The organism is Gracilibacillus alcaliphilus (assembly GCF_016909015.1).
GTDB lineage: Bacteria > Bacillota > Bacilli > Bacillales > Amphibacillaceae > Gracilibacillus > Gracilibacillus alcaliphilus.
This window is the reverse complement of record NZ_JAFBFA010000011.1, coordinates 61,349-76,675: the sequence shown is the minus strand read 5'-3', so window position 1 is coordinate 76,675 and position 15,327 is coordinate 61,349. Positions and strand designations below refer to the sequence as shown.

Sequence of the window (15,327 nt, the reverse complement as noted above, 5' to 3'; positions counted from 1 at the left end):
GATGAAGGAGTAAAACCAGCAATAAAGCGGCAGTCATTTAAAAGTACACAGTAAGTCGAACAAATTATTCGCTTCCTGCACGCAAATATTTTATACTTATTGAAAACGTTTTACTCATCTATTATAAAAAGGAGTGTGTGCTCATGCGTTATCGTCGTTTAGGTAACACAGGTTTAAAAGTTAGTGAAATCAGTTTAGGCAGCTGGCTTACATATGGGGGATATGTCGAAGAGCAGAAAGCAGCTGCTGCTATTGATAAGGCCTATGATTTAGGAATTAATTTTTTTGATACCGCCAATGTCTATATGCGTGGAGAAGCAGAGAAGATCGTCGGGAAAGCATTGCGCAAATATCCCCGCCATTCTTACGTATTAGCAACAAAAGTGTTTGGTAAAATGGGAGACGGACCAAATGACCAAGGGCTTTCCCGCAAACATATTATCGAGCAATGTGAAGCCAGCCTGCAGCGTTTAGGCCTGGATTATGTCGATATCTACTATTGTCATCGTTACCACCCTGATACCCCTCTTGAAGAGACATTACGGGCAATGGATGATCTTGTCCGCCAAGGCAAAGTACTCTATATCGGAGTCAGCGAATGGACTGCCGAACAAATCTCAGAAGCTGCCCATATTGCCGACAAACGCCTGTTAGACCGCATTGTTGTCAATCAGCCCAACTACAGCATGCTTCATCGTTATATCGAGAAAGAAGTTATCCCGGTCAGTGAGAAGCATGGAGTCGGGCAAGTCGTATATTCTCCATTGGCCCAAGGCGTTCTAACCGGAAAATACAAAAAAGGACAGGATATTCCTGCCAACAGCCGTGCAGCACAAAAGAACCTAGACTTATCCAAATTATTAACGGTCCAAAACCTGGAACGTGTGGAGGCACTAAACGCCGTTGCCGCAAATGAAGGATTATCCCTTTCTCAATTAGCATTGGCTTGGATTTTACGTCAGCCTAATGTTGCCAGTGCATTAATAGGAGCCAGTAAACCAGAACAAATTGAAGAGAATATTGCTGCTTCCGGCACCAAATTATCACAAGATACGCTTGCTAAGATAGAAGGCATCCTAGACAATTAAATTTAGTCCAATAAGCCAAAAGCCGAAATTAGCAGATTAGTCGGCTTTTGGCTTTCTGTTTTTTCTAATAATCCATACACCCACCCCCACAAACAGCGGGGCCGCGATCAGCAGACCACTTGTAAAACGTAATGACTGTGGAGAGGGTTGACTGTAAGCAGTAATCTCTGCATTGCAGACGACCCGTTGTGGAAAACTTTGGCTGGTAAAGACGATATCTGATTCCTCTTCCTGAAAAAGCGTTATTTCTATCCCTTCTTGGTTGTAGCAGGAAATACTGAGATCATTTGTCCGATAGGTGACATAATTCGCCCGATCTCCTATTCGAAATTCTTCCCCTGCTTGAAAACGATCCAATTCTACCGGATCCCCTGACCTTACGTAAAAAAAAGCAAAAGGAGCTACAATAAGTCCCATTAATATACAGCTCACACCAAATAAGAAAGCTGCTTTTTTTATATTCTTCAATTCCGTCGTCTCCCTTGTCTTAAACTATTTCCTTCTTTTACGTCATACAGCCATCATTTGTTTCATTTTCTATCCATTTATCAACATTCAAATTAGCTCCTTCTTTGTATTTCACTCCATATAAAGAGGAACAAAGTGTAAAAAGTCCTTTTTTCTTATAAAACCAAGTAGTTTACTATTTATTTTGTATTAATTTAACAAAAAACCAACAAAACGTATTGACATTATCAACTAAAGTGTATAACATATAGATAAATATTTCTTAGTCATATTCTTATCCAGAGAGGTGGAGGGGCAGGCCCTGTGAAACCTCGGCAGCAGGTTAATTATTTAACACTGTGCCAATTCCTGCGGGAGTGCATATATTGAGGTTAAACACGCACTACTAGTCTTACATTAATAATGGACCCGAACGATAAGAAGGAATAACAGATAGATGATATCTTGCCTGCCTTCTTAATCTGCTGATCGATTAAGAAGTTTTTTATAAGAGGTTGTTCGCACTATAACGATATAGCATATCACAGCTTAATATAATGATAGAAATAAAGCGCAGGCTTCCGCCGTAAAGGCTTGGCGTCAAGTCACGTTTTTCTAAATAAAAGGAGGAGTACGCTTGATTACTTTTGATAACTTTTATGACAGCCCTCTAAATCAAGAAACATACGAGGAAAACGATCCTGTGAAAGGGGCGGGGAAAATCCTCGAATGGGCTTATCAAACCTATAACGACTCCCTTGTCTATGCGTGTAGTTTCGGTGCTGAAAGCATGGTGTTAATCGACTTAATTGCTAAAACCAAAGCAAATGCCAAGCTAGTGTTTTTAGATACAGGTCTGCATTTCCAAGAAACGTATGACCTGATCGACGAAGTCAAAGAACGCTACCCGGATTTAGAAATTGAAATGAAACAGCCAGAATTAACAGTAGATGAACAACGGGAACAATATGGTGCCGCCTTATGGTCAAAAAACCCGGATCAATGCTGTTATATCAGGAAAATAAAGCCATTAGAAGAAGCGTTAAGCGGGGCAACCGCATGGATTTCCGGTTTAAGAAGAGAACAGTCGCCAACAAGAGCCAATACGGATTATATTAATAAAGATGAACGTTTTCAATCGATAAAAGTTTGTCCTTTGATTCACTGGACTTGGGATGATATTTGGGACTATATCAAGGAGCATCAATTACCTTATAACAGCTTGCACGATCAGAATTACCCAAGTATTGGCTGTATTCCTTGTACTTCACCAGTAACTAATGCAGGAGATGAACGTTCTGGCAGATGGGCTAATTTTAAGAAGACTGAATGCGGATTACACACAACACCAACGGCAAAGTGATTTTTTTTACATCCATAACTAAGTAAATCTATCGGATTAATATTAATGAGGTGAAACTATTGACTTTACAAGTGATAAACTCTCCATTTGACCAGAAGCAAACTGAAATTTTAAACCAACTTTTGCCCACTTTGACAGAAACACAAAAAACATGGCTGGCAGGATATTTAGCAGCTTCCCAAAGTGTGGCAGCTGCTGCGCCTGCCGCTACAACAGCACCAGTTCCGGCAGCTGCAACAACAGAAGCTGTTGCTGCCAGAACAGTAACTATTTTATTCGGATCAGAAACAGGAAACTGCCAAGCACTTGCAGAGCAGTTATCTAGCAAACTCGAAGCTATTCAGCGCAAAGTTACTGTTTCAAGCATGGATGACTTTAAAGCAAAGAAGTTGAAAGAAGCGGAAGATCTGTTGATTATTACCGCGACACACGGCGAAGGCGATCCACCGGATAACGCCATTGAATTCCATGAGTTTCTACATGGACGCAAGGCGCCTAAACTAGAAGGAACTAATTTTGCTGTATTGTCACTTGGTGATGAATCTTATGAACATTTCTGCCAGACAGGAAAAGACTTTGACAAACGTCTGGAGGAATTAGGCGCAAGCCGCATCCACCCTCGTGTGGATTGCGACGTTGATTATGAAGAATTAGCGGAAGAATGGATTACTGGAGTTGTCAGCTATTTAGAAAAAGAATCGGGTACAAGTGCGGAACAACAAGCTGTACCCACTTCACCAGCAGAACAGCCTATTTATTCGAAGAGTAATCCCTATACGGCCGAAGTACTAGATAACATTGTCCTAAGCGGTAAAGGTTCTAATAAGGAAACCCGTCATATTGAACTCTCATTGGAAGGCTCCAATTTGCAGTTCGAACCTGGAGACTGTCTAGCCATTTATCCAAAAAATGAACCAGCTTTAGTCAAGCAAGTCATTGAAGCTTTGAACTGGAACCCTGAACAAACGATTCCGATTAATAAGCAAGGAGAAATCCGTTCTATTCAGGAAGCATTGACATCCATTTTTGAGATTACGAGATTAACGAAAAGCCAGTTAGAAAAAGCCGCAGCACATTTCAACAATGAAGCATTACATCAGCTAATTACCGATCAGGAAGCAATGAAAGCTTACTTAGATGGTCATGACTGGCTTGATCTTATTACAGAATATCCGCCTGAATCACTGGATCCAACCAATATTATGCATATATTAAGAAAAATACCAGCACGCCAGTATTCGATCTCAAGCAGTTACAAAGCCAATCCTGATGAAGTGCATTTAACAATTGCTACCGTAAGATATCATACATTCGGCCGCGACCGCAGCGGTGTATGCTCCGGTGAAATTGCCGACCGCATTCAGCCAGGTGATCAGCTAAGTGTCTATATCCATAAGAATCCGAATTTCAAATTCCCAGTTAATGAGGAAACACCAATTATTATGATTGGACCAGGCACAGGAGTAGCGCCATTCAGAGGCTATATCGAAGAACGAGAAGAACTGGAACTGAAAGGAAAGACTTGGCTGTTCTTCGGAGATCAGCACTTCCGATCCGATTTCCTCTATCAAGTTGACTGGCAAAGATGGCTGAAACAAGGCTATCTCACCAAAATGGATGTGGCCTTCTCTCGTGATCAGGCAGAGAAGATTTATGTGCAGCAGCGCATGTATGAAAAATCAAAAGAACTATTCGAATGGATAGAAGCCGGCGCACATATCTATGTATGCGGCGACGAGAAATATATGGCGAAAGACGTCCACCATACATTAGAAGCCATCGTTGCCCAAGAAGGAAATAAGACAGAAGCCGAAGCAAAAGCATATGTCGCACAGTTGAAAAAAGATAAAAGATACCAGCGAGATGTCTATTAGAGGTTGTTCAAAAAGCCCAATAAAAATGACACAGCGAATTTCTGCGTTGGCTTGCTTTTCCGCTACTCACGTATTAAAAGCATACGTTCCGTTGCTCAAAGCTACGCCGCCTTGAACTTCTTGCCTTTTTATCGACCTTTTTGAACACACACTATTAAGGGGGAAAATATACTATGGCAGATCAGCCCAAACTAGATCCGATCGAGAAACTAAAAGAAGACAGTAATTATTTACGCGGAACGATTAAGGAAGGATTAGCAGATCCAATTACTGCCTCTATTTCCGATGATGATACCAAACTATTAAAATTCCATGGCAGCTACCAACAGGATGATCGTGATATCCGTGATGAACGCCGTAAACAAAAGTTAGAGCCTGCCTATCAATTCATGTTACGGATTGCCATTCCCGGCGGTGCTACGACCCCTAAGCAATGGCTGGCCGTTGATCAGCTCTCACAAAAATATGGCGATAACACAATTAAGCTGACCACCCGCCAAGCCTATCAGCTTCACGGCATATTAAAATGGAACCTGAAAGAAACCATTAAAACCATCAATGAGGAAGCAATGACCACGATCGCTGCTTGCGGAGATGTGAACCGTAATGTGATGTCCAATCCGAACCCTTACCAATCTGACATCCATCAAGAGGTGCAAGATTGGGCACAGCAGATTAGTGATCATCTCTCACCTAGGACAGGTGCCTACCATGAACTGTGGCTAGATCAAGAGAAAATCACAGATTCTAAGGAGGAAACCGAACCGATTTATGGAAAAACCTATTTACCTCGTAAATTTAAGATCGGGATCGCTGTCCCTCCTTCCAACGATGTAGATATCTTCTCACAAGATATTGGCTTAATCGCTATCGTGGAAGACGATGAATTAAAAGGCTTTAACGTCGTAGTTGGCGGCGGTATGGGATCTACACATGGTGATACAGCAACTTATCCGCAATTAGGCAGGGTTGCAGGTTATGCACCTAAAGATAAGATTGTGGATGTCACAGAGAAAATCGTTACTATTCAACGAGATTACGGAAATCGCTCTAATCGAAAAAATGCTCGTTTTAAATATACGATTGACCGCTATGGTCTGGATTGGTTTAAGGAAGAAATCGCGAACCGTCTGGGCTATGCCTTAGAAGAAGCGAAACCTTACCACTTTGACCATAATGGTGACCGCTATGGCTGGGTAAAAGGGAATCGCAGATGGCACTTTACTCTTTTTGTCCAGAATGGAAGAGTAAGAGATACAGAAGACTATCAATTAATGACTGCCTTACGGGAAATTGCCAAAATCCATACTGGTGAGTTTCGCTTAACACCTAATCAGAACTTAGTTATCGCGAATGTTACACCACAAAAAAAGAAAAAAATAGAAGAAATCATTGCCGCATATGGCATAACTGATGGCAAACATTATTCTGGTTTACGCCGTAATTCGATGGCCTGCGTGGCATTTCCTACTTGCGGCTTGGCCATGGCAGAATCAGAGCGTTACCTCCCCTCTCTTGTCGATAAAATAGAAGGATTATTAGAAGCAGAGGGACTCAAAGAAGAAGAAATCGTCATCCGTATGACAGGTTGTCCGAATGGCTGTGCTCGACCAGCACTTGCAGAAATCGGTTTTATCGGAAAGGCACCCGGCAAGTATAACTTCTATTTAGGCGGGAGTTTTACGGGAGATCGATTAAACCAGCTATACCGTGAAAATATAGGTGAAGAAGAGATTTTGTCTCATTTAAAAGAGATTTTCCATGATTTTGTTACTAACCGACAAAATCAAGAACGCTTTGGCGACTTTGTCGTCCGCCAGGGCTATGTAGATGAAGTATATGACGGCCGAAAGTTTCATAAACAGTAGGAGGGGACAAATCATGACAGTTATTCAAGAAAAGGTACAAGAAACCATTACTGCCCATGGCGGTACATTAATTAATCGTGAAGCAAAAGGAGCGGAAAGAGAACGACTGTTGGAGCAAGCAGCCTCTTATCCGAAACTAACTATTAATGAATGGAGTATTTCTGACTTAGAGCTAATCGGTATTGGCGGATTTAGTCCATTAAAAGGCTTTCTTGGCGAAAAGGATTACCAAGCTGTTGTCAATGACTTACATCTAGCAGATGGTACAATCTGGAGTATTCCAATTAACCTCGCCGTCACAGAAGCAGAAGCCAACAGCCTGACTATCGGAGACCAAGTAGCCTTATACGGTGAAGACGGTATTTTATATGGAACATTGCAGTTAGAAGAGAAATATTATTATGATAAATTAAAAGAAGCACAATCTGTATACGGAACAACAGAGGATGCCCACCCAGGTGTAAAAAAGTTATACGAGAAAGGTAATGTTTATTTAGCAGGTCCGATCACATTGCTAAACCGACCTGATCACAGCCAGTTTGAGGATTTTTATCTTGATCCAGTGGAAACACGGCAATTATTTCAAGATCTAGGCTGGAAAACGGTGGTCGGTTTCCAAACAAGAAATCCAGTCCATCGTGCCCATGAATACATTCAGAAAATTGCTCTGGAATCAGTCGATGGTTTACTATTGAATCCGCTTGTTGGAGAAACCAAATCTGACGATATCTCTGCGGAAATTAGAATGGAAAGCTATCAAGTCATTCTCAAACATTACTACCCTGCAGACCGTACCCGCCTGGTTATCTATCCAGCAGCTATGCGTTATGCAGGTCCGCGTGAGGCCATCCTGCATGCCCTTGTTCGTAAAAATTACGGCTGTACACACTTTATTGTCGGGCGTGATCATGCCGGTGTCGGGGATTATTATGGCACTTATGAAGCACAGGAACTTATCTCTGAATATGAGTCAGAACTAGGTATCCAAATATTCAAGTTTGAACATGCATTCTTTTGCAAAAAGTGTGAAAACATGGCGACACAAAAAACATGTCCACACGATAAATCTGAACATGTTCATTTGAGCGGAACAAAAGTAAGAGAAAAACTTCGTGCGGGAGAACCCTTACCAAGACAATTCTCTCGCCCAGAAGTGGCAGAAGTGCTCATAAAAGGATTAAAAGTGCGTGATTAACCTCTAAAAGGGAGTAATTAATATGACAACCAACAACATCGTATGGCATGATTCTGTTGTGACCAAACAAGACCGTAAAGAACAAAATAACCACCACAGTCCTGTACTATGGTTTACAGGGCTGTCCGGTTCTGGTAAGTCAACTATTACAGTAGCCTTAGAAAAGGCATTATTTGACCGTGGAATCCGTTCGTATCGCCTGGATGGGGACAATATTCGTCACGGCTTAAATAATAACCTAGGCTTCAGTCCGGAAGATCGTAAAGAAAATATCCGCCGCATTGGCGAAGTGTCTAAACTTCTAAATGACGCCGGGCTCATTACTTTAACTGCCTTCATCTCTCCGTACAAGGAAGATCGTGATAATGTACGTCAAATTCTGAATGACGGTGAATTTATTGAGATTTATGTGAAATGCAGTTTAGATGGTTGTGAAGCACGAGATCCTAAAGGACTATACCAGAAAGCTCGTGCAGGGGAAATCAAAGGCTTTACCGGAGTCGATGCCCCGTATGAAGAACCAGAAACACCTGAATTAGTGATCGACACGGAACAGCAAAGCCTGGAAGAATCTGTTCAAACTATTTTGAACTATTTGGAAAGCAAACAATTCATTTCACCGGTCAAGTGAGATCGTTTTTCTTAATACTAAATGGAGAAACATGTTATACAAGAATAAAACAACTATTCTTGTATAACATGTTTTTTACGTGCCATTCAATCGCCCTTACAGTAATGGAAGCTAATCATCCCCCTACCATCAACTAAAAAGCACGCTCCCCTAGTTCAAAATAACTACACATCAAAAAAAGATAAAATAATCTCTTTATTCCCTTATTTCCATTTTGCACAACAAATTTCACAGTAATATTACAATTATGCTACAATTCTATGTCATATCTATTAAAATTCAACAAAAAAAGTTATAATAAGAGAGTCTATTTCTAATCAATGACTAAACTAACTAACTCACAAGTAAAACTTTAGCACTAAATTTCATACTACATATACCATTCACAAATTACAGAAGGAGGGTTTTTTAATTGAAAAATAAGAAAATGATTCTATCAGTCACAGCAACAGCTGCCATTGCTTCTTCATTGTTCGCAGCTAATGAAGCAGAAGCAGCCAACCACACGGTAAAGAGAGGGGATTCACTGTGGAGCATTGCACAGAAATATGGTACTAGTGTATCTTCTCTTAAATCTATTAATAACCTAAACTCGGATCTTATTCACCCTAACCAAGTCATCCGAACTACCAAATCGTCTAGTTCCAGCTCTTCTAACAACTCTAATTCTAGCAGCAGTAATAGCAGTTCTGGCCAAACTACATATACGGTAAAACGAGGGGATACCCTAAGCGGCATCGCTTCTAGACATAATACTTCTGTCCAGAATTTAATGAAATGGAACAACTTAAGCACAACATTAATTTATCCAGGGAATAAATTTGTAGTCAGCAAGAATGGATCTTCCAGCAATTCTAGCAATAATAATTCTAGTAATAACAGCTCAAGCAGCAATTCTAGCAATAGTTCTAGCAACAATTCTTCTGCTACTACACATACCGTAAAATCAGGAGAGACTCTTTCACACATCGCCATTCGTTATGGAGTGTCTGTATCTAAATTACAACAATGGAATAATTTAAATTCTCATATTATCTTAGTAGGTCAGAAATTGAGCATTGGTTCTTCATCTAATTCTTCTAGTGCTGGATCCAAGCCTGCAAGTAATAACAGTGGCAGCAGCAATGCCAAGGAACAAGCACCTTCTGATGTAAGTTATAATGTCAATACGTTGATCAGCTCAGCCAAAGCACAACAAGGGAAGCCATATGTATGGGGCGGCTCTACAACAAGTGGTTTTGATTGCAGCGGCTTTATTTACTACGCCTATAACCAAGCAGGTATGAGTATGAGCCGTACATCAAGTGTTGGTTATTATAACCGCTCTTATGAAGTCAATTCACCAAAAGTCGGCGATCTTGTCTTTTTCGCTGGAACCTATCAACCTGGTATTTCCCACTTAGGAATTTACCTTGGAAATAACCAGTTTATTCATGCAGGATCCAAAGGTGTAGAAATTAGCTCATTAGATAATTCTTATTGGAAGAAACACTTCGATAGCTTCAAACGCTTTTATTAATTATTTATTTATAACTCCACTAAAGAAACATCCGCATGATAAGACGCTGTTTCAGCAGTTGTCATGCGGATGTTTTTGATAGATTACTCCCACATTATTGCTGTCACCTCCCTCTTCAACCTTCCTTTATATAGGTATAAAGATTCACACCATTTCATAAAAAACACATCCATATAACTACACTCGTCCTTTTTATGCCCTTCAATATATTCATTTATTATCAAATATGGTAAAAATGGTGGATGCCGGGTAAATGGATGTGTTATCGTATGTTTTGTATGTAATTTTATCTTCTGCTTCCAAATAAATGAAAGCAGTAGGTAAAGATACACAGATTCGTAAACAGTTTTTTTTATTCATACAACTTAAGGAGGAGACTAGATTGGACGAACAAGTGCAACAAGAGGAAGTACAGAAAAGCAGCAAGAAATGGATTCCAATAGCTATTATTGCAGCTGTCGTTATTATCGCTGGTGTATTTATTGTGCAGGCTTTCGTACTTACCTCAGATAAAGAAGATTATTTCTTAGCTGAGAAAAACACCATCGATCAATACAAGGAAATTTATCAAGAACGATTCGAAGATGAGCTGGAATGGCTAGACCATGCCAAAAACAATGCAACAGAATCTAGTTTTGATATTTCAGCAGTGGTGGATGATATGAGTGTTCCAACAAATGTGGCTCAAATTATTAACAATTCCACTATCTCTATCAAAACCCAAATGGACAGGGAAAATGAGCAGGCTTCTGCTGCCCTATCTGCCAGTATTGCTGATTTTGAATTAGAAGGTATAGAGGGGTATATCAATAGTAATGATTTAATTATCGGCTTACCTTTCTTAGATGAATTTCTTCAATTGAATGGAGACGATATTGGCAAAACTCTAGCAGATATTGATCCTGCATCGTTTAGGGGAGAGGAAAATATTAATTTCCGTTCTATCCTTTTTGAAGAGAACGTATTACCTGAGGAAGATTTAGAATACTTACAAACAGAATTTGTCGAATATTTATATGACCAACTCCCAGATGATGCTTTTGATTCTGCTTCTGAAACAATCACCGTTAGCGGGGAAGAACTCAACACTGATAAGATTTCTTTCGTGTTAACAGAGGAACAGGTACAGACGATTTTAGGCGATTTATTTAGTAAAATGGCGGAGGACGATAGATTACAACAGGTTATTATCGACCAGCTTCTTCATGCCAACTATGTTAGTAATCTTGCAAGTGATGACGATATTGATATGCTGCTCGAGGAATTTAATACCAGTTTGCAAGAAGCGGCGGATAAAATCGATTCTTTACAATTGCCAAACGGATTTAATTCGATTATTTGGGTACATGATAATGTGATTGTACAGCGTGACCTAAATGCTGAAATCGCTAGTGACAAAAACGATGACAAAGCTGAAATAAGCTTTACCGGTTCTAACCTTATTTCAGAGCACACACAAACTATCGAATATGTCCTTCATGTGAAAGACCAATATTCCGATGAAACGATCGCAATCAATGGGGACCTATCTTATCAAGACGGGGAAATGAATGATAGCTACACGTTTTCTTCTGATAATTCCAGAGTTACCCTTGAAATGGCTAAATCCAATCAAGAAGACGGCAATACAGAATTTGAATACAGCTTAGGTTTGGAAGAAAATGAAGCACTGTTCCTTACTATCTATTGGACAGGAGACGCCACTTATGAAAGTGATCAAATGTCTGCTAACCATACGATTTATGCAGACGATGGAAGGTATGTTAATCAAGATGTCGCTTCTGTTTCTATCGCTGAAACAGGCACTACCATTAATGAAGTAGAAATGCCAAATACTGATCAAGTACGGAATTTAGGCGAAATGTCTGCTGAAGAGCTTATCGATTACTTTGAAAATGACGTAGCTCAACAGTTTGACACATGGTCTAATGAATTATTAGAATCAGATGCCTTCTCTGACCTGATGCCTAGTTATGGCCCTAGTATGGACCCTGGCTTCGATCCTGGATTCAATGATGATTTCAGTTCTGATTTTGACTTTGATCCAGAGCTTGACATGGACTATGAACTGGATTTTGATCCAGATGCAGAGATGCAGCCTGATTTCGATATGGAATGGACAGTGGAAGATGAAATTGAGCTAATAGAAGAAATGATCGAGGACTGGGAAGAACAGGATATGCCAGAGGAAATAATTGATGAACTAAGGAATGAATTAGAAACATTACAGAGCCAACAATAATGCAGCCTCAATATATAGGATAAATAAAGTAGGTGGATGCAATGCAATCTCTTAAACTAATAACTTTATTTATAAAGAACCACCTGGTTCAACTTGGGAGGAAGTGGATATCACTTCCTCTTCTTTTGCTGTCTCCAATTCTGCTTATAGGACTGCTTGCCTTTAGTCTGCTGTCCTTGACCGATATAGTGGAAAGTGAAACAATCGAAGTAGGACTGGTCAACCTTGATCAGTCAGAAGAAACAGAACTAATTGTTAATCTCTTAGCAGAATCTTCACAACTCGGCGAAGGCCTCCACATGAAACAGGTGACCGAAGCAGAAGGGATCGAAGGAATCGAGAATGATCAACTAAATTCCTATATCATTTTTCCAGCTGATTTCTTTCAAGCCTTATTAGATGGGCAGCGTTCCCAAGTCTCGATTATTGGTAATCCAGATCGCCCGCTTGAAAGTCAATTAGTCAATGAACTAATCGAAACCATTACACGGCATATTCGCGGTTCGCAAGCCAATATCCTGACTGTCAATGACTACGCCAAAGAATTAGATATGGACAGTGAAGCAAGGAATGATCTGTTATTTGACCAATTTATTGATTTTTTCTTTTATGTATTAGGAAGTAATCAAGTGGTGAACGAACAGGAAATTACCAATCATGCCACCGCCTCTCCTCTGCATTATTTTAGTCTGGCTGGCTGGTATACCCTGGTTACTATTTGGTTATTTACTGTATACACACAGTTACATCGAAACCATGATCAGCGCATGAAGGCACGGATGCAATTATACGGGGTTACCGAATTTCAGCAAGCCATTGCCACTATTGTTGTTACATTGCTTATTACCGTCGTCATGTCTGCCTTCACATTTTCGGGACTGCTCTACTTTTTAGAGGACTTGACATTAGTTAGCGAAAATTATGTGCGGATTGCCCTGCTTACGCTGCTGCATAGTATTATCTTTTTACAATGTTTACTTTTACTAGACTGGCTGGTGCCATCACAGAAGCTGACATTACTTGTCCACACTCTGTTTACTGGACTGGTTATTATATTCAGTGGAGCCATTGTGCCCATGATCTATTTTCCTGCTTATTTAGAACAACTGTTTCAGTTCAGCTTCGCCCATCAAGCCTTCTATTGGATAGAGCAAATCAGCCTGAATGGACGTTTTTATGCTGATTACCAAGCATTAGCCCTTACTATGCTGGCTGGCTTTGCACTGCTTGGAGTCATTTCCATTGTAAAGGGGCGGATGCAGCCATGAAAGAAATCCTCTCTACACGTCTGTTACTATGGAAGAAGCAATGGTTGAGTCTTGTCTGCTGGCTTCTGCTGCCTATTGCGATAACGATTGGCTTCCTTAGCACTGTAGAAACTGTTCAGGATGATTTTCAAGTACCGGTTGGAATTGTATTAGAAGATGATACGGAAGCAAGCCATGCCTTATTTGATGAGATAGCAGACTCTCCTCTCGTTTCTGCAACGATTTTAGGTGAAACAGAGGCCTTAAGAAAAGTAAAGCAGCATGAATTGGACAGTGTCTTTGTTATTCGCACCGGTTACGAAGAACAAATCCATATTGGGGAACGGCGGGATTTGTTGGAAGCCTATTATACCAATCGCTCCTTTGCTTACCGCCCTGTCAAAGAAATGATTGTGTCGATCATTCAGCAGGAAACAGGAAGAGTCAAAGCAGCAAATGCAGTAATAGCATTAGAACAGCAGCTGCAAGGCACCCAGAACTTGACTGTCGAGGAAGTGGTCGCAAAATCACGAGAAGTGCAGCAGGAACAAGATTTGTTAAGACATTCGTTTCGCTATCAAGGGCAAGCACAAGCAGAAGCGGGCGGTTTTATTCAATGGAACCCCTGGATGGTTTGGGCATTTGTCACTTTATTGATGACGATATTTGTATTTGATTGGGTCATAAAGGAGCAAAAAGCCAGTGTCTCCATTCGTTTTCCTTTTATGAAATACAGCTTTACCTTTTACATGCTGATCAATATTGCCATTTATGTTGCTGTTTTTTTCATCATTGATTTGGCTACCGCTGGATTGTTTTATGGATTATATCAGGAATCTGTTTCTATCTTGGCGCTATTGACGTTGCGCTTAATGCTTTGTTTATTTGCTTTTCTTTTGGTGTCGATTATCAGAAATGCCTATTTCAGTTATATCATCGCTATCCTATGGACACTTATCCTAGTCGCGTTGAGCGGAGCCATCCTGCCGTTTGGCAGCACGGAAACAGCTGCAGACTGGCTGCCTTATGTAAACCCACTCTATCGCTTTTTAACAGGGGAGCTAACGATCGGCTGGTTCATACTTTGTTTGATCGGGATGATTGTCTGGTATATCAGAGAGGAGAAGAAATATGCTTAAGGTAGAAGGATTACAGAAGCACTATCACCATAAGAAAATATTAGAAAATTTATCATTCAGCGCCCAACAAGGAGAAATCGTCGGACTTGTCGGAGAAAATGGAGCCGGGAAGTCCACCTTATTGAATATATTAGCTGCGACCTCAAAAGCAACCGCAGGTTCTATCTATTTCAATGATTGGGACTATAAAAAAGATAAGTCTCAAATTAGAAAGCATATTGGCTTTGTACCTCAGGATATCGCCGTTTGGAATCAGTTAACCGTTGAAGAAAATATGGTTTTTTTCGAAAAACTTTCATGGCAGAAAAAAAGCAAGGCCCAGCTTGAAAAAATCTGCTTAGATATGCGTCTTGACCGCTGGAAAGAACCAGTCAAGAACCTATCCGGCGGTATGCAGCGAAAATTAAATTTGGCGATTAGCTTGATTCATGACCCTTCCCTCTTATTACTTGATGAACCGACTGTAGGAATTGACTTGAAATCCCGTAAGGAAATCGGTGCCTACCTGCGCCGCCAAGCCACAGAAGGGAACAAACTGATTATCTACACTTCTCATGATATGGATGAGATTAAGGAGCTTTGTGACCGGGTACTGGTTATCGGAGAAGATTCCTTTTATTATGATCTGTTGAAAGAAGCTGGGAAAGAGGTAATGGTCGTATAGCTATGAGTTTCAGCTTGATCATCATTCGTTAAATATGATGAAAAAAGCTA

At 40.4% G+C, this 15,327-nt stretch carries 12 protein-coding genes and 1 riboswitch; of the genes, 11 read left to right on the top strand and 1 reads right to left on the bottom strand.

What is annotated here, in order from left to right:
- The first annotated feature begins 143 nt into the window (after nt 1–143).
- Nucleotides 144–1,088: an aldo/keto reductase family protein gene (locus tag JOD18_RS10280; protein ID WP_204668937.1), complete on the top strand. Its 945-nt coding sequence runs from the start codon at nt 144–146 to the stop codon at nt 1,086–1,088.
- Nucleotides 1,089–1,124: 36 nt separating this feature from the next.
- On the opposite strand, the gene JOD18_RS10275 is transcribed toward JOD18_RS10280, so the two are convergent.
- Nucleotides 1,125–1,556, bottom strand: coding sequence for a hypothetical protein (locus JOD18_RS10275; RefSeq protein ID WP_204668936.1), 432 nt, complete (start codon nt 1,554–1,556; stop codon nt 1,125–1,127).
- A gap of 271 nt (nt 1,557–1,827) precedes the next feature.
- Nucleotides 1,828–1,934, top strand: a riboswitch (SAM riboswitch).
- A 220-nt stretch (nt 1,935–2,154) separates the two neighbouring features.
- Here JOD18_RS10275 and JOD18_RS10270 point away from each other — a divergent pair.
- The 10 genes from JOD18_RS10270 (at nt 2,155) to JOD18_RS10225 (ending at nt 15,277) form a co-directional block, all read left to right on the top strand.
- Nucleotides 2,155–2,898 (top strand): phosphoadenylyl-sulfate reductase, encoded by a 744-nt coding sequence (locus JOD18_RS10270; RefSeq protein ID WP_420827797.1) that lies wholly within the window; start codon nt 2,155–2,157, stop codon nt 2,896–2,898.
- 59 nt (nt 2,899–2,957) lie between these two features.
- Nucleotides 2,958–4,772: an assimilatory sulfite reductase (NADPH) flavoprotein subunit gene (locus tag JOD18_RS10265; RefSeq protein WP_204668934.1), complete on the top strand. Its 1,815-nt coding sequence runs from the start codon at nt 2,958–2,960 to the stop codon at nt 4,770–4,772.
- A 173-nt stretch (nt 4,773–4,945) separates the two neighbouring features.
- Entirely contained in the window at nt 4,946–6,640 is a 1,695-nt protein-coding gene (gene cysI, locus JOD18_RS10260; RefSeq protein WP_204668933.1) for an assimilatory sulfite reductase (NADPH) hemoprotein subunit, read from the top strand.
- 13 nt (nt 6,641–6,653) lie between these two features.
- Nucleotides 6,654–7,835: a sulfate adenylyltransferase gene (sat, locus tag JOD18_RS10255; protein WP_204668932.1), complete on the top strand. Its 1,182-nt coding sequence runs from the start codon at nt 6,654–6,656 to the stop codon at nt 7,833–7,835.
- 22 nt (nt 7,836–7,857) lie between these two features.
- Nucleotides 7,858–8,466, top strand: coding sequence for an adenylyl-sulfate kinase (gene cysC / locus JOD18_RS10250; RefSeq protein ID WP_204668931.1), 609 nt, complete (start codon nt 7,858–7,860; stop codon nt 8,464–8,466).
- 412 nt (nt 8,467–8,878) lie between these two features.
- Nucleotides 8,879–9,985 carry a C40 family peptidase gene (locus JOD18_RS10245; RefSeq protein ID WP_275582988.1) on the top strand — a complete coding sequence of 369 codons (1,107 nt, stop codon included), beginning with the start codon at nt 8,879–8,881 and terminating at the stop codon, nt 9,983–9,985.
- A gap of 382 nt (nt 9,986–10,367) precedes the next feature.
- Nucleotides 10,368–12,227: a hypothetical protein gene (locus JOD18_RS10240; RefSeq protein WP_204668930.1), complete on the top strand. Its 1,860-nt coding sequence runs from the start codon at nt 10,368–10,370 to the stop codon at nt 12,225–12,227.
- Between the two features lie 41 nt (nt 12,228–12,268).
- Nucleotides 12,269–13,495, top strand: coding sequence for an ABC transporter permease (locus tag JOD18_RS10235; protein WP_204668929.1), 1,227 nt, complete (start codon nt 12,269–12,271; stop codon nt 13,493–13,495).
- On the top strand, nt 13,492–14,613 hold the full coding sequence (locus tag JOD18_RS10230; RefSeq protein ID WP_204668928.1) for an ABC transporter permease: 1,122 nt from the start codon (nt 13,492–13,494) through the stop codon (nt 14,611–14,613). Before JOD18_RS10235 ends, JOD18_RS10230 begins: the two co-directional genes overlap by 4 nt.
- On the top strand, nt 14,606–15,277 hold the full coding sequence (locus tag JOD18_RS10225) for an ABC transporter ATP-binding protein (protein WP_204668927.1): 672 nt from the start codon (nt 14,606–14,608) through the stop codon (nt 15,275–15,277). Before JOD18_RS10230 ends, JOD18_RS10225 begins: the two co-directional genes overlap by 8 nt.
- Nucleotides 15,278–15,327 lie beyond the last annotated feature (50 nt).